Origin of the sequence: Gryllotalpicola reticulitermitis (assembly GCF_042651345.1) — a bacterium.
Lineage (GTDB): Bacteria > Actinomycetota > Actinomycetes > Actinomycetales > Microbacteriaceae > Gryllotalpicola > Gryllotalpicola reticulitermitis.
This window is the reverse complement of record NZ_JBHSCN010000005.1, coordinates 235,910-254,268: the sequence shown is the minus strand read 5'-3', so window position 1 is coordinate 254,268 and position 18,359 is coordinate 235,910. Positions and strand designations below refer to the sequence as shown.

Genomic DNA, 18,359 nt, shown 5'->3' with positions numbered 1-18,359 from the left:
CGTGGCGTGGCTCAAGCCACACCGACCCCCGGGTGCCGCACCGGGCGTCACTTCGTGGCATCGATGAACGATGACCGAAGGAGACCCCATGTCCGCCTGGGACGATCTGATGAAGCGCAAAGACGAGGCGCTGCGTCGAGAGCAGGAAAACTACGAGCGGAACCGGACCGGCCCTAAGCCCGGCGAGGCTGTGAGCGGCTACATCGAGTATTTGCCCGCGCCCGAGCCAGCGCACTCCCCCGGCCCGCTGTCCGATGTAGAGATGACGCGCATCCACCAGCGACTCGAACAGGACCGCGAAGCCCTCGCCAACAGCCCGTGGCTGCCGCAGCGCATCCGCGACCGGATGGCCCGCGAGGGCAGCCCGAGGGGTGGGACGAGTTCGAGGCCGCGCGACGAGTTCTAGCCCACACTCGCGACGCGCGGTGACATGTCACCCGCTCACCCGCGCCAGGGCCTCCACCAGCGACGACCGCGGAGATAGGCCACCGTGCGGTCAATCTGCTGGATGCACGCGACGGCGGCGGGCTCGTGCTCAGCGTCGCCTGCGACAGGACGAGCCAGTTCCTCCAGCAGCCCGCGCTGGAACGTGCCCGCCTTCACCTCGGGAATGAGGGCGAGCGACTTCGCCGCATACTCCGCATCGCGGTTGACCAGAGACGCCGGGAGTGCCGCGCGATCCTTGGTCCGGAACGTCGCCTGATAGCCAACGAGCCGCTCAATGTCAGCCTCGATGTGCTCGCGCTCCCGGTGCCCGAGCAGGCTCGTCTGGCGGAACGTCGAAACCACAAACTCGACACGGCTGTCGATCCCGATCTGACCGTTCGAGATCGTCACATCGGGGAAGTGGATGCCACGCTGATGCTCGATGTAGGCCTGGAGGAGCTTGAGCGCATCGATGAGCACGCGCCTCGCCTGATAGCGCTCTTTCTCGCGTTCCTGGCTATCGACCGTCGCGATGGACGCGATCCAGCCAGCCACCGCGCCAACGATCGCCGCCACGACGGGCGGCCCGAACGGCCCCAGCTCATCGAGCCAGCTCGGAGCGGCATGAGCAACGCTCGGAGCGACGAGCAGGAGCAGCGGATTGGCCATCACGGTCAGAACCTAGCGCGAGCCTCCGACATGAGCCGGGTCAGCTACCCCGCGAGCCCGCGCGGATGCGTCGGTGGCTGCGGATTGAGCTTCCGCCGTCGCTCTGCATCCTCGGCCTCGGCGAGCTCGACCTCCTCCGCCAGCGTGTCGCACGAGCCAACAACCCACTGGCACAGGCGCAGGCGCTATCTGGTTCGGTTAGCTGCCAGAAGCAGCAGCCTGCGCAGCGCGTGCTGCGAGCTGCGCGGACCGCGCCTCCGCCGCTTCGGCGGTCGCCGTGAGCGCGTCGTACTCGCCGACCATCCGCTCGATGCGCAACGTACGAGCGCGCGGCGCCCACCACCAGGTGACGGGGATGCCGATCAACGCGATGATCAGGGTCGCGACGCCGAAACCGCCGGCGAAAATCAGCGGGATGGAGATCAGCGCGGCGATGCCGGCGATGATCGTCATCGTCTTCTTGAACTTGAGCGCCGAGCGCTTCTCATCGAGAAGTCGCACGGCTGCGATGCTCTGCGACTTCTCCTCGACGGCGCGGTAGGCCTCCTGAGTCTCGGTCGCTGCCTGCTGGGCGTCATACTCTGCCTGCTTGGGGGCGGGGAGGGCGAAATACCAGCGGTCATGCGCGGCCTTCTCGGCGGCGAGGGCCTGAGCGGTCTGAGCCTCGGCGGCGGCCTTGTCGTGCGCGAGCTGCGAGTTCGTGACCTCAAGCTGAGCCTTCGCGGTTTTGAGCTGCTTCTTCTGCAGCCGAACCTGCTTGTTCTGCTTCCCCCGAGTTGCGCCGTTGCTGACGCTGAACGGCCCGATGTTGACGCCGCGTGCCATGACTGTTCCCTCCGTCCGCGTTTCCCGCGCGAATCCCCCAGAGCCAATAGACGGTCTGGCTAGCCACCAGTTTGTCTGGCTAGCCGTACTGCTCGAAAGGCCCAGAACGGGTGTCGTGACTATGTGTCGCCCGAGAGCTCCCTCAATCCGAACTTCGAAACGCTGCGCCTGCGGCTGAGCAGCCTGCGGGCAGAACGCGGATTGACCTACGAGAAGCTGTCCGAGCTCTCTGGGGTCTCGCGATCAACGCTCATCGCAATGGAGACCGCCACACCACGCAGCCGCCGCCCCGGACGACCAGCCTCGCGAGGATCGCTCGAATCCTGGTGGCGCGTTGCGCACGCCCTGAACGTTCCGCCGTCCGAACTCTTCAAGGCTCTCGACGGATGACTCGAAGGGGCTTGCGGCGGTCATCGCGGCGGCGATCAGTCCGCCTCGCCCGCCTCGTGCACGTCACGGGCTCGCATCGCTGAGAGCCGGTCGAGGAGTTCCCTACGCTTCGGGTCCGCGGTCGTCGTGACGGCGGGTGTGTCCTCGACCACCTCGGCATCCGTCACATCGTCGTCACGGTCGTCGTCGTCGCGAGCCCCAATCTCACGCCCGGTCCCGGCGCGATAGGCGAGAATGCGGTCCATCAGCACCGAGCGGGCGTCGATCTCATCGAGCTTCATCGAGGAGTAGCCGCCGACGCCGTTGATGTCGAGCGCGACCTGAGCGGCGCGGAGCCGCACCGCCTCGCTCTTCGCCGTCACCATGAGCTTCGCGATCTGAGCGATTGCGGGCTCCACCAGCTGCGCCGCCTTCAGCCGCGCGGTTCGGCGGGTCAGCCGGTTGACCTTGCCGCCGTGGCGGAAGCACAAATCGTCGCCGCTGACCGGCGGCTCCGTGCACGGGACGCCGTTGATCACTTTCCGACACCTGTCCGACAAACCCGTCACGATGATCTCCTCTCGGCCGAGAGCTTCTTGAACGCGGCGAGCCGCTTGAGGGCGCTCTCAGTCGCCCTCGATGTACGGTCGATCAGCGCCTCGCGCTCGATGGGCGGCAGCCTCATCGCCCACCTGGCCCAGTCGCCTGCCACGGCAGGCTCGCCGTCGCGGGCGAGTCGGTCGAGCAAGCGTGCCTCGCCTCGGCGCCGGAGTCGCCACCGCCGAGATGATTCGCGATTGCATGCGCGGCACACGAGGTATTTCGGGTTCGCCACTGTCGGATACGGCTTGGCGTTGGAGCCCTCGATCAGGTGGCCGCGCGGGCATCGCCGTGGGCGCTTCTGCGAGTCGACGGATGCCTCAGGCAACCGCGGGCCTCGCTCCGTGCTCGTCATCCCAGACAAGCGCCCCTGGCGCCGTTTTCGAGGCGGATGCGGCCCACCGGCGCGCTTCGGCGAGCGCCTTCTCGTGCGCCCACGGCGTCGGGTTCGCCATGCCGTCGCGACCGCGGCGGGTGACTGCCCACGCCTGCAGACCCTCTGCCTCGGGGTATCCGGCCCATACGTTGCGCTTGTAGCCGACGTAGTCGAGGAGCGCGCGGGTGAGGGTCTGCGCGCCGAACGCCCCAGCCATCTCGACGCTCTTCCGGCAAACCGGGCACAGATGCCCCGTGATCGTTCCGAGACCGGGACCACCGAGGGTGCGAGAGTCGATCTTGCGCTCGTTGCCCCAGATCGAGGCGCCCTGGCTGGCGAGGCCCATCACGGCGCCGATGCCGCAGAACATGCATCCGCCCTCGGGCGCGGGGATGGGCTGGGTTCGCTCGACGCGGAGCTTCTGCCAGGCGAGGTAGCCCTCGCGCACCGCGTCAACCTCGGCGGAGGCGAGGTGCGACCAGCGGGTGCCGTCCCCGCCCTGACGCTGCCCGCGGATGGTGAAGATGGGGTAGAGGCGCCCGAGGTAGCGAGCGTCGGCGCCGGCGTGCGCGAGCCCCACGTCGCCTCGGACGAGGAGTCCGACTGCCTTTTTCGCACCGGCGCTGGTGAATGCGGCGTCCGCCGTAGCCGCGGGAACGCCCAGCAGATCGAGAGCGAGGAGGCCGGAGGTAAACAAGTCCTCGGCGTAGCTCAGCGTCCCCAGTCTCAGGGCGAACACCTCGTGCTCGGCGACGAGGTGCTTCGCACGATCCGCCACCGCGCGGCACGTCGCGCACTGGCCGAGGATGAACGTCCGGTTGGCATCGACCATGCTCTTGACCTCGCGCACGTCGCCGTTGCCCGCCTTCTCGGAGTCGAGCAGGAGCTCGGCCTGGGTGCTGATGTACTTCGTCGTCGGCGTGCGGGCCTCGATGAATCCGCCGCAGTCGCGGCAGCGGCGGCGACTGCGGGAAGCGGGTCGCGACCTGGGCTCACGGCGGGGGAACAGCGACATGTCGAGCTTCTTTCTGGCGATGCATGGTGGCGATGTGTGCCCCGGCCCGCGCCACACATCGCCGCACGCGCGGGCCGGGGAGCCGTGCCGCCGGTCAGGCGGTGATTTCAACCTCGCCCACGCCGGTCGGGTCAAACGCGATCACGTAGGTCCGCTCCGCCACGGCGTACTGGTCATTGCGGAGGCGGTCGAAGTTGTCGCCGGGGCGGGAGGTCGCCGAGAAGATCTCCGACCGGAACCCGCGCAGCGCAGGCGTGGCGCGCATCGCGCCGTCCGGGTAGCCGGAGCCGCTGACGACGGGCGTGCCGAGCGCCGTGAAGAGGGCGTTGCCCCGCGTAAACAGCGTGCCGTTGTGCAACAGCGTCAACGCGATCTTGCGCGGGATGTGCACAACTCCAAGCGACCCGTAGGTGTCCGCAATGAACTGCTCTAGCTCGCCGAGCGCGATGTGCGCCGACTCGTAATCCCACGAGCCAAGGGTCTCGGCGCCGGTCAGGCTCGGGCTCGCGCCTACGTCACCGTTCCACAACGCGTGCTCGACCTGCCGCTCCTCGAACGTCGTGAGCACCGTCGTCGCGCGCTCCAGCGCCTGCTCCGCCGACCACGCGGTGGGGCTCACTTTGAAGCTGCCGATCGCGGTGAACAACGTCGCCGAGGTGTACCCGGGGTCGAGGTCGGGAAGGTCGCCAGAGTCGAAGTCTGCCGAGTTGTCGAACTCGATGGGCAGCCCAGAGGTGTCGCTCTCGGGGCTCTGCACCTGTCCGATCAGCTGCACCGTGAACGGGTCGAGGTACTCCCACTGGATGCCGCCTGCCTGCCAATGAGGATCGTCGGGGGTCTCGAAGTCCACGACCGAGAAGATGCCGTAGGGCAGCGGCGCTCTCGCCGGTCCCGCGACTACCTGGGGCGGCGCGATGTACGCCATGATGGTGTCCTTTCAAAAGGTGTGGCCGCGGCGCCGCACGCCAGCGGAGCCGCTGTGGAATGCCGGGCGGCGCCGGGAGAGGGTCAGAAGCGAAGGGCTCGGCTCACGGTGTCCGCGAACGTCTCGCGCTCCTCGACCGAGAGGCCGACGACGTACTGAGCAACGGCCTGCATCGAGGTTGGGATCTGCTTCCGCGGCGCGGAGTGCGAGTGGAACGACGGCCCATGCGGCTTGCCACACGTCGCGCATCCCGGCTTCTTGCCAGATGCCTGAATGCTCGGCGTCACGCCGCCGTTCGGCAGCGCGCCGGGCATGTCCGGACCGGGCGGCAGGATGTTGTCGAGCTGGGGCGCGCCGACCGGCTGCACCTCCGGCACCTCGGTGAGAGCCGAGGCCAGCGCGAAGCCGACCGGATCGCCCATCGCGTCGAACAGCAGCACCGGCCCCGCAGCTGCCTTGCCGTCGATGTCATCGGGGTCTGCGACGACCTGCACCTTCTCAATGTCGGCGACGGCGATGAGGCCGAGGGCGGTGTTCCCATCCGAGCCGTAGACCAGAACCTGCTGGCTCGGCCTGCTCGCGAACGCGGCGTTCGCGCGGGCGGATGCGTCATCCACCCTTGACGCGAGGCGCTGCGCGGCGAGTCGGCTGGCGCGCACTGCGGAGACGTTGACGGGCATCAGATCCCCCTCGTGTGTGCCGACCATGCCTCGGTCTGGCTGTTGAACTGTGTCTCGTCGGCGCGGCGCGCGAGGCTCTGCTCGCGGGCGTCCTTGCTGAGGCGATCCCGTGCGTCCGACTTCTCGGGCGGGCTCGCGAGAACATCTCGCGGCTTCGTGTTCATTTGTGCTCCCTTGCCTCGGCCCCGGAGATATTGACCTTGACGAGCGGTACGAGCCGCTCGGGCGGCGTCTGCTGCACGGCGCGCTCGCCGAGACGGCGGCGAAGGGCGCGACCGCTGTAGACGGCGATCGTCTGGTTGGTCGGCGAGCCGACGCGGGCTCTGGTCATCGGCGCATTCCCATCGCTTCGCGGTGCTCGCGACGAGCACGCTCGTGCTGCTGCCGCTCGCGGACGAGATCGGCATGAGCCGCGCGGCGCTGAGCTCGCGCGAGCTCCTCAATCTCAGTCTCGGCACCGCGCAGAGGCGCACGGCCGATACTGCGCGTCGCCGACTCAGCCAGCCGATCCTCAGCAGCGGCCATCCGCCCGGCATGGAACCCGCGCGCGCCGCTGAAGCAGTAGCCGCCGATGTGGCTGTCGCACGTCGGTTCCGGGCACGGCTCAGCCAGCGCGGCCTCGACGCGGCGGCGCGTGCGATCGGCGGCAGCCTGCGCAGCCTTCTGCTCGAACTCGCGCACCGACGGCTCCAGCCGCGTCGAGGCCGCGACCGCCTCGGCGGTGGCTCGACGGGCGTTCTCAGCTCGCCTATCGACAAGCCACTGGTCGCGGCGAGACTGCTCATCGGCGCTGCGGTGGTCGTGATCGTGGTAGCGGCGCTGGATGCGCGGCGGCTGTGGTTTGGGCATGGCTGTCCTGTCCTAATCAGGACTGCTCTGCGGCGACGCCCGAAGGCGCTATTCCGAAGCGGCGTTGCGGTCGATGTGCTTCGAGCATAAGTCGCCAGCTTGACTCTGTCTAGAGGTTTGAGTGTTATAAAAACCCTGATGAAACCCGAAATCTAGCAGCGAGCGAAGTTGTCGCATAGACTTTGACACGAGGCGGTCGTCTCCGACGACGGAGGGCACCAACTCCCCCACCGCACGTCGCTGTCGCGCGACAGAGCGGATGCCTGGGGCCGACTGGTCGAGCACACTACTACCCCCGCCGCAAGGCCCTCAAGACCAGCCGGGCAGCCGTAAGGCAGCGTCGGGTTAGTGAGGTCGCGCCCGCAGCGGGGCGCGTGATGCCGTAGACGGCGCAGGGGACGTGATTCGAGCCGAAAGGTTCTCCATGTCCCCCTCGGACATCCCCACGCCCGAGCGCCCGAAGCGGCTGCTCCCCGTCAAGAAGGCCGCCGACGAGCTCGGCCTCACCCACCAAACAATCCGTTCTTACGTCGGCCGCGGCGAAGTGATCGGCTACCTCCCCGAGGACGCCGGCCTTCGCGGTCGCGGCCTCATGGTCGACCCCGAGGACGTGCGCCGCTTCCTCGCCCGCCGCGATGAGGCCCGTCGCCAGGCTCGCGTCAGCAAGGCGCTGGCACCGAAGAAGCGGGTGCCGTGGACCCAGAAGTACGGCGACAACGCCCGCATCGTGCCCCTGCGCTCCGGTCACACCGTCGCCCTCGTCCACCACGACGACGACGAGGCGGCCGAGCGATGACCGCCGAGGAGATCCGCGCCGCGGCGCGTGCCGCCGTTGCCGACTGGCCGCCTCTGACCGATGAAGACGTGATGACGGTGGTCGGCATGCTCACCACGCCGACGCTGGAGGTCTCGGAGTGAATGAGGTCGCACCAGGGTTCGACGCGAGCGCGGCGGTCACGATCACGCTCTACGACTTCAACGTCTACGTCGGGGAGCTCGTCGCCTCGACTGACCTCGGCCTGGTCGTCCGAGAGCTCCACGAGAGTCCCGATGATGGTCACCCCGTCGTGACGACGACGTGGTTGCCGTGGGGCCAAGTGCAGCGCATCGGGCAGGAGCTACACCAACACCTCCATCACACCGCCGATCACCGCGACGACGCAGCTGAAGGGGGTGCGGGATCGCGATGACAGTCAACAAGCCCCGCCCCCGGCGCGAACGCCGCAGCATCTTCGACGTGCCCGGCATCGTGCCGCTCGTGTGGGTGCTGCTCTTGGGATTATCCGCAGTCACCGGCTTTATCGGCTCGGGAGGGGTACTCCCCGGACGATAAACGAGGCGGTAGTTGGCGTGATCGCCGGCGCCGACCAATACTCAGTACCAGCAATACATCGGGGCCACCGCATACTCCGGAAAAAGAGGAAGGGCCCGGGCTCACCAACCCGGGCCCAAGCCACTCACTCCGGGGCCAACCGAATTGAGATGAGAGCACATGCAGAATAACCCGGAAGCCGGGTACGCGCACGCCCCGGTCAGTATCGACTTCACGGACGTGCCCGATGGAGAGCCCCGCGTCAATGAGCTCGATGAGCTCGATGAGCTCGATGAGCTCGACACCGACGAGACGCCGCGTGATCTGATCGAACGCGAGCTCAGGGAGTGGGCGCTGTGGTCTCAGCGCGCAGGCAGCGGCCTCACCCCGCACGATGTCGTCGACGCCTGGGTCGTCGCGCTCACCGGCATGGGCGTCGCGGTGAGGAAGGCGAAGGCCTTCGACCCTGCCGCGAAGAGGACGGTGGAGAGGCCGTTCGCGCTCGACTTCCCCTGCCCCCTTTGGCACCGCACCGCTGATGAAGACGACCGCGCGACCACTCGCATCGTGATCCTCGATAACGGCTGGTTCAAGCTCCACACCGGCTCTCCCTGCCCGCAGTGCGACATGGGCGCTATCGAGACGTGGCTAACGGCTCCGATCACGCCACCCGTCGTCGACGAGCCCGAGGAGGCAGACTTCGACGGACCGGAGCAGCTTCAGGACGCTCGTGATCAGTGGCGCTTCGCCGCCGAGCTCGACACCCCCGCGAGCCGGATCAAGAGGGAGATCGGACGGCGGCGGGCGATCACCGAGGCCACCTGGCGGGTGCGGTTCCCCGAGGTCGTGCTCAATGACGGCGAGTACGAGCAGGCGATGCCCTATGCGATGGCCGTGATGACGCTTGAGCGCGAAACGGCCACACGCGCATCTAACGCAATGAGAAAGGACCGGATGCCCAACCAGCCGGGACTGGCGGGAAGGGGCGTATATCGGGCCAATATCGCCGATATATCGACCAGTGCGCAGCAGTTGACGGGCGAGGAGCGCATCGAGATAGGCGTGCAGTGGCTCGACAGCCTCGGGTATGTGCCGGATGAGATGACGCAGCCGAGGATGTGGGAGGTGGTGAGCACGAGGACGACGAGCGACGAGCGCCCGGTCGCACAGAGCTGGCTCTACAAGGCACAGCGTCAACGACGCGCCCGTATCGACACCTCCCAGCCGTAGGCCCGCGCCGTCATATCGAGATATCGCATATCGCCCCAAGGGGCCGCCCCCTAAAGGGGGCGGGGCGTAGCCCGATATGCGATATCTCGATATGACACCGCCTGGGCCGGAGGCGAGAACCACAAATGAGACGGCGATATCGGCGATATCACTTGATATATCGGGCGATATCGAGGATGCGATATCGGCAACCGCGGCGATGGTGGGCGGCAGATGCCGATATCGACGTCGACCGGCTCGCGGGCGCGCGGGCGCGCGTTGTGACCCTCAGGGCTCCCCCGTGCGCGAGCTCGCAGAACTACGCTGGCCGCATGACCGCCGCGATCTTCATCCCCGGCGCGGCCCGCCAGCCCGGAGCCGATATCCCCAGGTGTCAGCGCGGCCACGCGCTCGTCGGCGACAACTGCTACTGGTGGCCTTCCTCGAAAGACGGCAAGCCTCGATGCAAGACCTGCCACCGCGCGGCGAAAGCTCGATACAAGCGCCGTCGCGCGCTCGGCCTATAAGAGAGGTAGCCGCGCCAATCCGATCCCATAGCGGCGAGCGTGGCGAGGTACTGTCAAATATTGAGTTTTGACTCGTCGACGTGCCTGCCGCCGAGCGCGACGAGACGGACACCCAGCCGGCGCACCTCTGTCTCGTCGAGCGACCAGACCGCATCACGTCTCAGCCCCGACCCCTCATCGAGCCACAGCGCCCCGTCGGGCGCGATGAGCACATCGGTCACCGTCGGCAGTGCGAGGTACGGCGCGAGCGGGCCGAACGTCTCGACGAGTGCCGCAGGCATCGCAGGCGGCGGCACTGGGACCGGCGCCGCTCGGGCAGCCAGCACCACCGCGGGCGACACCGCCGTGGCGGGCGGCGGCCCGACCGATGCTCCGGCGCCACCCCGCGCCTGGTCGGCTACCGGAGCGAGAAGGGTCGGGCCGCCGCGTGACCGCTCGCCACGCGCACCGCGCCGAGGCACGAACGGCACCAGCGAGGGCGGCTCGCCATGCATCGACGTCGCGGCTGCGGAATCGGTCACGCGAAGCACGCTAGGCGGCGCAGTCGCGGCGCCGCGGCGGCCTCGGATCGAACGGTGGAGAACGCATCCGATCGCCGTCGTGTGCTGGGGAAGACCTGCGCGCGCCTTAAAAAAGGGGGCGGCGCCAATTGGGGGGAACTGGCGCCGCCACAGCGGCGCGATAGTTGGGGGGAACCACGCACGCCGCGGGTTGGAATCAAAACTCCGAACCGTCACTCAGTGTACGCGAAAGTGCACACTGCGCAAGACAAAGTGCAATGACCCTGTCGGTGCGTTGGCGTAGGGTCAAATCGTTGCCTTCGTGCCACCCCAAAACACCGCAGAACTCCGTTTCGCAAAGGAGCGACATCCATGGCCGACACCATCGACAATCTGCTGCACGAAGCCCGGCGATTCCCCCCGAGCGACGAGTTCCGGGCGAACGCGATCGCGACCCCCGACCTCTACGACGCGGCCCGCACCGACCGCCTCGCATTCTGGGCGAAGCAGTCGAGCAGCCTGCTGCACTGGTCGAAGCCGTTCACACAGACGCTCGACTGGTCGAACCCGCCGTTCGCCAAGTGGTTCGCCGACGGTGAGCTGAACGTCGCCTACAACTGCCTCGACCGACACGTGCTCGCCGGCAACGGCGACCGCGTCGCGCTGCACTGGGAAGGCGAGCCCGGCGACTCCCGCTCGATCACCTACGCCGAGCTCACCGACGAGGTGAAGAAGGCCGCGAACCTGCTCACCGCGCTCGGCGTCGAGTCGGGCGACCGGGTGGCGATCTACCTGCCGATGATCCCCGAGGCGATCGTCGCGATGCTCGCAGTGGCCCGCATCGGCGCCGTGCACTCGGTCGTGTTCGGCGGATTCTCCGCCGAGAGCCTGCGCGCCCGCATCGACGACGCCGAGGCGAAACTCGTCATCACGGCCGACGGCGGCTGGCGCAAGGGCAAGGTCGCCCCGCTCAAGCCCGCGGTCGACGAGGCGCTCGCGATCGACCACGGCGACGGGCCGGCGACCTCGGTCGAGCACGTGCTCGTCGTGAGGCGCGGCGGCAACGACGTCGAGTGGACGACGGGTCGCGACCTGTGGTGGCACGAGGAGATCGCGCAGGTCTCAGACGAGCACACCGCGAAGCCGTTCCCGGCCGAGCATCCGCTCTTCATCCTCTACACGAGCGGCACGACGGGAAAGCCGAAGGGCATTCTGCACACGAGCGGCGGCTACCTCACCCAGGCGGCGTTCACGCACAAGTACGTCTTCGACCTGCACGCCGACACCGACGTGTACTGGTCGACGGCCGACATCGGGTGGATCACGGGCCACACGTACGTCGTCTACGGCCCGCTCGCGAACGGCGCGACCGAAGTGATCTACGAGGGCACCCCCGAGACCCCCGGGCCCGGCCGCTGGTGGGACATCATCGAGAAGTACAAGGTCTCCCTCTTCTATGCCGCGCCGACGGCGATCCGCGGCTTCATGAAGCAGGGTCGCCAGATCCCACAGGCGCGCGACCTCACCTCGCTGCGCCTGCTCGGATCGGTCGGCGAGCCGATCAACCCCGAGGCGTGGATCTGGTACCGCGAGATCATCGGCCGCGACGCGACGCCGATCGTCGACACGTGGTGGCAGACCGAGACCGGCGCGATCATGGTCAGCGCCCTGCCGGGCATCACGACGCTGAAGCCCGGCTCCGCGCAGGTTCCGCTGCCCGGCGTCTCGGTCGACATCGTGACGGATGCCGGTGAATCCGTCGGCCCCGACGAGGGCGGCCTGCTCGTCATCACCGAGCCGTGGCCGTCGATGGCGCGCGGCATCTGGGGCGACCCCGACCGCTTCATCTCCACCTACTGGGAGCAGTTCGCCGACAAGGGGTTCTACTTCGCCGGCGACGGCGCACGGAAGGACAAAGACGGCGAGATCTGGCTGCTCGGCCGCGTCGACGACGTCATGAACGTCTCGGGCCACCGACTGTCCACCGCGGAGATCGAGTCCGCTCTGGTGTCGCACCCGCTCACCGCTGAGGCCGCCGTGGTCGGAGCATCCGACGAGACCACGGGCCAGGCCGTCGTCGCGTTCGTGATCATCAAGGACTCGCAACGCGCCAACGCCACCTCGCCTGACGACGTCGCGCTCGAGCTGCGCAACCACGTCGCCCAGCAGATCGGCCCGATCGCCCGGCCACGCCAGGTGTACGTCGTGAACGAGCTGCCCAAGACCCGCTCGGGCAAGATCATGCGTCGTCTGCTGCGCGATGTGGCCGAGGGCCGCGAGGTCGGCGACACGACGACCCTCGCCGACACGGCCGTCATGCAGGTCATCGCGACGGCGGTCAAGTAGCCGCGGCACGCACGAGCGGCACATTTCTCGCCGAGCGGCACACGAAGCTGCAGCTTTCGTGTGCCGCTCGACTCGTTGGCTGCCGCTCATCTTGCCCTCCACAGGTCGAATCCATCCACAGTTCCGGATCGCGGGCGCCATGAGCGGATGCGTGGCATCACGCTTCCGGAATGGACATTCGACCCCTCCTCGACCCCGACTACGGCTTTGCAACCCGTCAGCAGCTTCGGCACCACGGCGTGAGTTCCGGCGAATTGAAGCGCCAGCTCGAGAGGGGTGTGCTCGTGCCGATCGGGCGGCTGCTCGTCGCCCGCGCTGACGCGCACCCGCTCTTCCTCCACGCCGTCCGGATGGGCGCCCGAATCGCCTGCATCTCGGCAGCAAAGCGGCGCGGCCTGTGGACGATGTCCGACGCGCGATTGCACATCACGCCGCGCGTGCTCAACTCGCACTTCAGAGCCGACGCCGGCCGGCTGCCCGTCAGAGTCCACTGGACGAAGCATCCGATCGATCCGGCCGGCGATCGGATCCCCATCGAGTCGAGTCGGAGCATGCTGATGCATGTCGCGCAGTGCCAGCCACTGGAGCTCGCCGTGGTCACATTCGATTCCGCGCTGAATCAGGGGCACATCTCCACCGAAGAGCTCCGCACACTCGCATCCGTTCATGGGGCCGCGCTCGGCCGTGTTCTGCCGCACGTCAGCCGGCTCGCGGACTCCGGGCTTGAGTCACTAACTCGCGTGCGACTGCGTCACGCGGGCATCCCCTGCAAAGAGCAGGTCAGGATCCACGGTCACCGGGTCGATCTGATGGTCGGGGAACGGCTTGTCATCCAGTTGGACGGCGTGCAGCACCTGAAGGACCCAAAACAGCTCGTGATGGATCGCGAATACGACCGGCTCTTGCGACGAATGGGCTACACGGTGCTGCGGTTCAGCTATGCCGACGTGGTCCATCACTGGGACCGAACCTTTGGAGAGATCACGGCGCTGCTCGCTCAGCGGGCGCACCTGTGGCCGTGAACGCCGCGGCGCGAGCGGCAGCAAAGTGGCCGGAGGGCACATCGGATGCCTGAGCCCGGGTGCCGTTGGCCGAGATGTGTGCCCCTCGCGCGGCTGGGCGGGATGCCGGCCACGCGGGGTGCCGGCCAGGCGGGATGCCGGCTAGGCGGGGTGCCGGCTGGGCGGGGTGCCGGCTAGGCGAACTCCAGGGTGAGCTCCACCTCGACCGGGGCGTCGAGGGGCAGCACCGCGACGCCGACGGCCGAGCGCGCGTGCGCACCGATCGGCCCGAAGACCTCGCCGAGCAGCTCGGAGGCGCCGTTGATAACACCCGGCTGACCCGTGAAAGCGGGATCGGATGCGACGAAGCCGACCACTTTGACCACTCGTGTCACGCGGTCCAGCGTTCCGAGCACCGAGCGCGCAGCGGCGAGCGCGTTGATCGCCGCGAGGCGCGCGTAGCGCTTCGCGTCCTCGGGCGTCACGAGGTCGGCGCCCGAGCCGACCTTTCCCGTAGCGGCCAGCTGGCCCGAGACGAAGGGCAGCTGCCCCGCGGTGCACACGTGCGTGCCCGAGATCACGGCGGGGATGTATGCGCCAGCCGGCGCCGGCACCTCGGGCAGCGTGATGCCGAGCTCGGCGAGCTGCGCGTCGGCCGGCATCAGGACTCCACCGGGCGCTTGAAGAACGCGATCATGCCGCCCTCGGCGCCGGTCACGACCTGCACGAGCTCCCAGCCCTCCGAGCCCCAGTTGTTGAGGATCGCCGTTTCACGGTGCAGAAGAAGGGGCGTTGTGATGTATTCCCAGCGCGGCACGGGGTCTCCTCAGGGTCGGCACAGCTGGGCGCGACGAGGCGCACAGTGCACGGCGAAAATGGGCGCGCCGGGGCGCCGCCGAAGTCGGCTGCCAGGTTCGCGCCTGTAACCTGCATCCTATGTCTGCCCGAAAACTCACTGCTACAAGCGTGGTCGGAGGCGCGCTCGGCTTCATCGGCATGAGCGTTGTAGCCGGTCTGCTGGTGGCCGCAGCGGTGACGCCCGCCGTCGCAGTGACCGGCATGGCAGCGAACAACAGCGCGAGCGTGTTCGACGGCCTGCCCGAGTATTTGAAGATCGACCCCCTCGCGACGCGTTCGACGATGTACGCGGAAAAGGGCGGCAAGCAGGTTCCGATCGCGACCTTCTATTCGCAGAACCGCATCATCGACAGCTGGAGCCAGGTCGGTCAGGTCGTGAAGGACGCGGCGGTCAGCACCGAGGACCCGCGCTTCTATGAGCACGGCGCGATCGATGTGCAGGGCACGATGCGCGCGATCGTCAGCGACGCGATCCACCCCGGCGCCGAGACCCAGGGCGGCTCGTCCATCACGCAGCAGTACGTGAAGAACGTGCGTGTGCAGACGTGCGAGAAGTACGACGTCATCGTCGGCACGCAGGGCACTCCTGCTCAGCAGAAGGCCGCGCAGGCCGCGATGGACAAGAAATACCAGGACTGCTATTACGAGTACACCGATCAGACTCCTGCGCGAAAGATCCAGGAGATGAAGCTCGCCATTGGTGTCGAGAAGAGCTACTCGAAGCAGCAGATCCTGCTCGGCTACCTGAACATCGCCGGCTTCGGCGGTCAGGTCTACGGCGTCGAGTCCGCGGCACGCTACTACTTCGACACGACCGCGGCGAAGCTCACGCTGCCGCAGGCGGCGACGCTCATCGCCATCGTGAACAACCCGAACAGCCTGCGCATCGATCAGCCGAACAACAAGCTGAACGGCGCGAAGAACGACTACGCGAGGGCGCTCGACCGTCGCAACTATGTGCTGCGGTCGATGCTCAAGGCGAAGACGGTCACGAAGGCTCAGTACGACGCGGCCGTGAAGACGAAGATCCAGCCGAAGATCACGCCTCAGGCATCCGGGTGCGCGCAGGCCGCCAGCCAAGACGCGGCCTTCTACTGCAACGCCGTCATGTACGAGATGCAGAACAACTCGGCCTTCGGGGCGACGGCATCCGATCGCGCTGCGCTGCTGACTCACGGCGGACTCAAGATCTACACGGCGCTCAACCTCGACCTGCAGGCGAGCGCGCAGACGAACCTGAGCGACTACATTCCGGCATCCGATCCGCGGCTCGATCTCGGCGCGGCCGACGTGTCGGTCGAGCTCAACACCGGCCGCGTGGTGATGGCGGTGCAGAACAGGCCGTACAACGCGACCAACACGCCATCACAGAATTCGACGCCGGTCGCTTACACCTTCGACTACAACCACGGCGGATCGAGCGGATTCCAGACCGGGTCGACCTATAAGGCGTTCAGCCTCGTCGAATGGCTGAAGACCGGTCACGCCCTCAACGACGTCGTGAATGCGCCGTACAACCGCGTTTCGATTCCGCAGACCAACTTCCACAGCTCATGCGACAACTTCGCGGGCGCGGGCAACTGGTCCGTCGGAAACGACTCGCCGGGCGAGGGCGGCCCGATGACGGTGATGAGGGCCACCCAGCTCTCGGTCAACACCGCCTTCGCGACGATGGGCCAGCAGATCGATCTGTGTCAGCTGCGGAGCGACGCGTCAGCGCTCGGAGTCAAGCCGGCCTACCCGTACGCGCAGCAGTACAACTCCCAGGGCCAATTGGTCAACGTGACGGACTCGAAGGGCAAGCCGGTGCCGGCGCAGCTCGGCGACACCCCGGCGTCGATCCTCGGTACGAACAACATCGCGCCCGTCGACATGGCGGTCGCCTACGCGGGCATCGCGAACGGCGGCAAGACGTGCTCGCCGGTCTACATCGACAAGGTGACGAACTCGTCGGGCAAGTCGATCCCCGTGCCCCAGACGAAGTGCACGCAGGCGATCGACCCGAAGATCGCAGCCGGCGTGACCTACGCGCTCCAGAACGGCCCGCTGATCGGCGACGGCACGGGTGTCTCCGCGAACCCGCAGGACGGCGTGCCGATCATGGGCAAGACCGGTACCACCGACAACGCGGAGCAGAACTGGCTCGTCACCTCGACGACCAAGGTCGCGAACGCGGTCTGGGTGGGCAACGTGCAGGCGCACAAGGTGGGCAGCAGCTACGCCAACACCGGCTTCGGCAGCATCTACTTCGGGCCCAACAACAGCATCTGGGGCCGCAACGTCAAGTTCAACATCGCTAAGCCGATCCTGCAGGAACTCGACCGCGTCTACGGCGGCGGCCAGTTCCCGAAGCCCGAGTCGCTGCTCGTCAGCGGCCCGCAGCAGAAGCTGCCGAGCCTTGAAGGCGACACGGTCGCCCAGGCGAAGACGGTTCTCGGCGGCCTCGGGTTCACCTACCAGGACGGCGGCCAGAAGGATTCGGCGGTCGCCAAGGGCAAGGTCGCGGGCTCGAGCCCGCCGGCCGGCACGATGCTGAGCAAGGGCTCCATCGTCCAGGTGTACACATCGAAGGGCAACCAGGTCGCCGTGCCGACGCTCATCGGCAAGTCCCTCGCTGACGCGGCCAAGGCACTCGGCGCCGTCGGGCTCAACGGCAAGGTCAACGCAGGCGCCAACCAAGACGGCACCGTGAGCGCGCAGAGCCCGGCCCCGAACACCTCGGTCAACAAGGGCTCGACGGTCACCCTGACCGTCAGCGGCGGCAGTTCGAGCAAGAGCTCGCCTGGCAAGAGTCCGGGCGGCAGCAAGGGCAAGAACGGCGGCCAGAATGGCTAGCTCCCGCCGCTCGGCTCTCGGCGCCCTCGGCAGCACCGCTGTCGCAATCGGGGCGGTCGGTGCCGGCGCGGTCGCGTGGGGCAGCCTCGTCGAGCGCACCCGCTACACGCTGCGCGCCTTCAACGTGCCGGTGCTCCCGGCCGGCGCAGAGCCCGTGCGGCTGCTGCATCTCTCCGACCTGCACATGGCGCCCTGGCAGCGGGACAAGCAGTCGTGGGTCGCCGCACTCGCCCAGCTGAACCCCGACCTCATCGTGAACACCGGCGACAACCTCGGTCACGAGAACGGGCTGTCAGGCATCCGTGCCGCTTTCGATCCGTTCCGCGGCACACCCGGCGTGTACGTGTGGGGGTCGAACGACTACTTCGGGCCGACGCCGAAGAATCCGATGCGTTATTTCGGCGGCCCGAGCACGATGCCGCAGCGTCCGAAGGACCTCGACACCGCTGGCCTCGGTCGCTACCTCGATGGCATCGGCCTGACGGCGCTCAACAACACCGCGGCTGTGCTCGACGTGAAGGGCACGCGCTTCGAGTTCTTCGGCGTCGATGACCCGCACCGTGGCTACGACCGGCTCGATCAGGCGGCGGATGCTCTGCGCACGCTGCCCGACGAGCAGGGCACGGATGCTGTGCGCATCGGTGTGGCCCACGCTCCGTACCGGCGCGTGCTCGATGACTTCGTCGACCACGGCGCTGGGCTGCTACTCGCCGGCCACACGCACGGCGGCCAGGTGTGCCTTCCCGGGTTCGGGGCGCTCGTCACCAATTGCGACCTGCCGCGACAGCAGGTCAAGGGCTTGAGCCGCTGGGAACACGGCGAGCACGAGGCCTACCTGCACGTCAGCGCCGGGCTCGGCACCTCGATCTATGCGCCGTTCCGTTTCGCGTGCCGCCCCGAGGCGAGCCTGCTCACCCTCGTGCCGTCGGCGTGAACGAACGCGCCCGCGCCTAGCACCCCGCTTAACACATTCGCAACGGTCAGCCTGCACTCAGCGCCGCTTTAGGGAGTCTTTGAAACGCCCCGGCTAACCTGCA

At 67.7% G+C, this 18,359-nt stretch carries 24 protein-coding genes; 12 read left to right on the top strand and 12 right to left on the bottom strand.

Annotation, left to right across the window (positions count from 1 at the left end; all coding sequences use genetic code 11):
- Window positions 1-88 precede the first annotated feature (88 nt).
- Window positions 89-406, top strand: coding sequence for a hypothetical protein (locus ACFOYW_RS08355; RefSeq protein WP_390228409.1), 318 nt, complete (start codon window positions 89-91; stop codon window positions 404-406).
- 35 nt (window positions 407-441) lie between these two features.
- On the opposite strand, the gene ACFOYW_RS08350 is transcribed toward ACFOYW_RS08355, so the two are convergent.
- Together ACFOYW_RS08350 and ACFOYW_RS08345 are read right to left on the bottom strand one after the other, a co-directional pair.
- A complete protein-coding gene (locus tag ACFOYW_RS08350; protein ID WP_390228407.1) occupies window positions 442-1,095 on the bottom strand; it encodes a hypothetical protein in 654 nt (217 codons plus the stop codon).
- Window positions 1,096-1,293: 198 nt separating this feature from the next.
- The gene (locus tag ACFOYW_RS08345; RefSeq protein ID WP_390228406.1) at window positions 1,294-1,920 is read right to left on the bottom strand and encodes a hypothetical protein; all 627 of its coding nucleotides are present in this window, start codon (window positions 1,918-1,920) and stop codon (window positions 1,294-1,296) included.
- A gap of 123 nt (window positions 1,921-2,043) precedes the next feature.
- Between ACFOYW_RS08345 and ACFOYW_RS08340 the strand changes: the two genes are divergently transcribed.
- Window positions 2,044-2,310, top strand: a complete 267-nt coding sequence (locus tag ACFOYW_RS08340; protein WP_390228404.1) for a helix-turn-helix transcriptional regulator — start codon at window positions 2,044-2,046, stop codon at window positions 2,308-2,310.
- A gap of 35 nt (window positions 2,311-2,345) precedes the next feature.
- On the opposite strand, the gene ACFOYW_RS08335 is transcribed toward ACFOYW_RS08340, so the two are convergent.
- The 7 genes from ACFOYW_RS08335 to ACFOYW_RS08305 all read right to left on the bottom strand — a co-directional run bounded on the left by ACFOYW_RS08335 (window position 2,346) and on the right by ACFOYW_RS08305 (window position 6,216).
- Window positions 2,346-2,828 (bottom strand): hypothetical protein, encoded by a 483-nt coding sequence (locus tag ACFOYW_RS08335; RefSeq protein ID WP_390228403.1) that lies wholly within the window; start codon window positions 2,826-2,828, stop codon window positions 2,346-2,348.
- 26 nt (window positions 2,829-2,854) lie between these two features.
- Complete coding sequence (locus ACFOYW_RS08330) at window positions 2,855-3,037, bottom strand: hypothetical protein (protein ID WP_390228402.1); 183 nt, start codon at window positions 3,035-3,037, stop codon at window positions 2,855-2,857.
- Between the two features lie 172 nt (window positions 3,038-3,209).
- Complete coding sequence (locus tag ACFOYW_RS08325) at window positions 3,210-4,280, bottom strand: hypothetical protein (protein ID WP_390228401.1); 1,071 nt, start codon at window positions 4,278-4,280, stop codon at window positions 3,210-3,212.
- A gap of 94 nt (window positions 4,281-4,374) precedes the next feature.
- Complete coding sequence (locus ACFOYW_RS08320; protein ID WP_390228400.1) at window positions 4,375-5,205, bottom strand: hypothetical protein; 831 nt, start codon at window positions 5,203-5,205, stop codon at window positions 4,375-4,377.
- Window positions 5,206-5,288: 83 nt separating this feature from the next.
- Window positions 5,289-5,885 carry a hypothetical protein gene (locus tag ACFOYW_RS08315; protein WP_390228398.1) on the bottom strand — a complete coding sequence of 199 codons (597 nt, stop codon included), beginning with the start codon at window positions 5,883-5,885 and terminating at the stop codon, window positions 5,289-5,291.
- Window positions 5,885-6,049, bottom strand: coding sequence for a hypothetical protein (locus ACFOYW_RS08310; protein ID WP_390228397.1), 165 nt, complete (start codon window positions 6,047-6,049; stop codon window positions 5,885-5,887). Before ACFOYW_RS08310 ends, ACFOYW_RS08315 begins: the two co-directional genes overlap by 1 nt.
- Window positions 6,046-6,216, bottom strand: coding sequence for a hypothetical protein (locus ACFOYW_RS08305; protein ID WP_390228396.1), 171 nt, complete (start codon window positions 6,214-6,216; stop codon window positions 6,046-6,048). Before ACFOYW_RS08305 ends, ACFOYW_RS08310 begins: the two co-directional genes overlap by 4 nt.
- A 23-nt stretch (window positions 6,217-6,239) precedes the next feature.
- On the opposite strand from ACFOYW_RS08305, the gene ACFOYW_RS08300 reads away from it, so the two are divergent.
- The 6 genes from ACFOYW_RS08300 to ACFOYW_RS08275 all read left to right on the top strand — a co-directional run bounded on the left by ACFOYW_RS08300 (window position 6,240) and on the right by ACFOYW_RS08275 (window position 9,782).
- Complete coding sequence (locus ACFOYW_RS08300) at window positions 6,240-6,824, top strand: hypothetical protein (protein WP_390228395.1); 585 nt, start codon at window positions 6,240-6,242, stop codon at window positions 6,822-6,824.
- A gap of 334 nt (window positions 6,825-7,158) precedes the next feature.
- Window positions 7,159-7,530 carry a hypothetical protein gene (locus ACFOYW_RS08295; protein ID WP_390228394.1) on the top strand — a complete coding sequence of 124 codons (372 nt, stop codon included), beginning with the start codon at window positions 7,159-7,161 and terminating at the stop codon, window positions 7,528-7,530.
- Window positions 7,527-7,652, top strand: a complete 126-nt coding sequence (locus tag ACFOYW_RS08290; RefSeq protein WP_390228393.1) for a hypothetical protein — start codon at window positions 7,527-7,529, stop codon at window positions 7,650-7,652. The genes ACFOYW_RS08295 and ACFOYW_RS08290 overlap by 4 nt, the downstream gene beginning before the upstream one ends.
- A complete protein-coding gene (locus tag ACFOYW_RS08285; protein ID WP_390228392.1) occupies window positions 7,649-7,924 on the top strand; it encodes a hypothetical protein in 276 nt (91 codons plus the stop codon). Before ACFOYW_RS08290 ends, ACFOYW_RS08285 begins: the two co-directional genes overlap by 4 nt.
- Window positions 7,925-8,226: 302 nt before the next feature.
- Window positions 8,227-9,276: a hypothetical protein gene (locus ACFOYW_RS08280; RefSeq protein WP_390228391.1), complete on the top strand. Its 1,050-nt coding sequence runs from the start codon at window positions 8,227-8,229 to the stop codon at window positions 9,274-9,276.
- Window positions 9,277-9,587: 311 nt separating this feature from the next.
- A complete protein-coding gene (locus ACFOYW_RS08275) occupies window positions 9,588-9,782 on the top strand; it encodes a hypothetical protein (RefSeq protein WP_390228390.1) in 195 nt (64 codons plus the stop codon).
- Between the two features lie 53 nt (window positions 9,783-9,835).
- On the opposite strand, the gene ACFOYW_RS08270 is transcribed toward ACFOYW_RS08275, so the two are convergent.
- Window positions 9,836-10,303 carry a hypothetical protein gene (locus ACFOYW_RS08270; RefSeq protein WP_390228389.1) on the bottom strand — a complete coding sequence of 156 codons (468 nt, stop codon included), beginning with the start codon at window positions 10,301-10,303 and terminating at the stop codon, window positions 9,836-9,838.
- Window positions 10,304-10,654: 351 nt separating this feature from the next.
- Here ACFOYW_RS08270 and acs point away from each other — a divergent pair, with 351 nt between their 5' ends.
- Window positions 10,655-12,628 carry an acetate--CoA ligase gene (acs, locus tag ACFOYW_RS08265; RefSeq protein ID WP_390228388.1) on the top strand — a complete coding sequence of 658 codons (1,974 nt, stop codon included), beginning with the start codon at window positions 10,655-10,657 and terminating at the stop codon, window positions 12,626-12,628.
- 170 nt (window positions 12,629-12,798) lie between these two features.
- Window positions 12,799-13,650 carry an endonuclease domain-containing protein gene (locus ACFOYW_RS08260; RefSeq protein WP_390228387.1) on the top strand — a complete coding sequence of 284 codons (852 nt, stop codon included), beginning with the start codon at window positions 12,799-12,801 and terminating at the stop codon, window positions 13,648-13,650.
- A gap of 173 nt (window positions 13,651-13,823) precedes the next feature.
- On the opposite strand, the gene ACFOYW_RS08255 is transcribed toward ACFOYW_RS08260, so the two are convergent.
- A complete protein-coding gene (locus ACFOYW_RS08255; RefSeq protein WP_390228386.1) occupies window positions 13,824-14,291 on the bottom strand; it encodes a RidA family protein in 468 nt (155 codons plus the stop codon).
- The gene (locus ACFOYW_RS08250; RefSeq protein WP_390228385.1) at window positions 14,291-14,446 is read right to left on the bottom strand and encodes a DUF4177 domain-containing protein; all 156 of its coding nucleotides are present in this window, start codon (window positions 14,444-14,446) and stop codon (window positions 14,291-14,293) included. The genes ACFOYW_RS08255 and ACFOYW_RS08250 overlap by 1 nt, the downstream gene beginning before the upstream one ends.
- A gap of 119 nt (window positions 14,447-14,565) precedes the next feature.
- On the opposite strand from ACFOYW_RS08250, the gene ACFOYW_RS08245 reads away from it, so the two are divergent.
- Window positions 14,566-17,322, top strand: a complete 2,757-nt coding sequence (locus ACFOYW_RS08245) for a transglycosylase domain-containing protein (protein ID WP_390228383.1) — start codon at window positions 14,566-14,568, stop codon at window positions 17,320-17,322.
- Window positions 17,315-18,256, top strand: a complete 942-nt coding sequence (locus ACFOYW_RS08240; protein WP_390228382.1) for a metallophosphoesterase — start codon at window positions 17,315-17,317, stop codon at window positions 18,254-18,256. The genes ACFOYW_RS08245 and ACFOYW_RS08240 overlap by 8 nt, the downstream gene beginning before the upstream one ends.
- Window positions 18,257-18,359: the final 103 nt, after the last annotated feature.

Excerpts from the sequence above, each read along its gene's own strand:
- ACFOYW_RS08315 (WP_390228398.1), bottom strand. The coding sequence starts at position 5,885 with ATGCCCGTCAACGTCTCCGCAGTGCGCGCCAGCCGACTCGCCGCGCAG.
- ACFOYW_RS08305 (WP_390228396.1), bottom strand. The coding sequence starts at position 6,216 with ATGACCAGAGCCCGCGTCGGCTCGCCGACCAACCAGACGATCGCCGTC.
- acs (WP_390228388.1), top strand. The coding sequence starts at position 10,655 with ATGGCCGACACCATCGACAATCTGCTGCACGAAGCCCGGCGATTCCCC.
- ACFOYW_RS08255 (WP_390228386.1), bottom strand. The coding sequence starts at position 14,291 with ATGCCGGCCGACGCGCAGCTCGCCGAGCTCGGCATCACGCTGCCCGAG.
- ACFOYW_RS08350 (WP_390228407.1), bottom strand. The coding sequence starts at position 1,095 with ATGGCCAATCCGCTGCTCCTGCTCGTCGCTCCGAGCGTTGCTCATGCC.
- ACFOYW_RS08345 (WP_390228406.1), bottom strand. The coding sequence starts at position 1,920 with ATGGCACGCGGCGTCAACATCGGGCCGTTCAGCGTCAGCAACGGCGCA.
- ACFOYW_RS08325 (WP_390228401.1), bottom strand. The coding sequence starts at position 4,280 with ATGTCGCTGTTCCCCCGCCGTGAGCCCAGGTCGCGACCCGCTTCCCGC.
- ACFOYW_RS08245 (WP_390228383.1), top strand. The coding sequence starts at position 14,566 with ATGTCTGCCCGAAAACTCACTGCTACAAGCGTGGTCGGAGGCGCGCTC.
- ACFOYW_RS08310 (WP_390228397.1), bottom strand. The coding sequence starts at position 6,049 with ATGAACACGAAGCCGCGAGATGTTCTCGCGAGCCCGCCCGAGAAGTCG.
- ACFOYW_RS08355 (WP_390228409.1), top strand. The coding sequence starts at position 89 with ATGTCCGCCTGGGACGATCTGATGAAGCGCAAAGACGAGGCGCTGCGT.
- ACFOYW_RS08240 (WP_390228382.1), top strand. The coding sequence starts at position 17,315 with ATGGCTAGCTCCCGCCGCTCGGCTCTCGGCGCCCTCGGCAGCACCGCT.
- ACFOYW_RS08280 (WP_390228391.1), top strand. The coding sequence starts at position 8,227 with ATGCAGAATAACCCGGAAGCCGGGTACGCGCACGCCCCGGTCAGTATC.
- ACFOYW_RS08320 (WP_390228400.1), bottom strand. The coding sequence starts at position 5,205 with ATGGCGTACATCGCGCCGCCCCAGGTAGTCGCGGGACCGGCGAGAGCG.
- ACFOYW_RS08260 (WP_390228387.1), top strand. The coding sequence starts at position 12,799 with ATGGACATTCGACCCCTCCTCGACCCCGACTACGGCTTTGCAACCCGT.
- ACFOYW_RS08290 (WP_390228393.1), top strand. The coding sequence starts at position 7,527 with ATGACCGCCGAGGAGATCCGCGCCGCGGCGCGTGCCGCCGTTGCCGAC.
- ACFOYW_RS08295 (WP_390228394.1), top strand. The coding sequence starts at position 7,159 with ATGTCCCCCTCGGACATCCCCACGCCCGAGCGCCCGAAGCGGCTGCTC.
- ACFOYW_RS08275 (WP_390228390.1), top strand. The coding sequence starts at position 9,588 with ATGACCGCCGCGATCTTCATCCCCGGCGCGGCCCGCCAGCCCGGAGCC.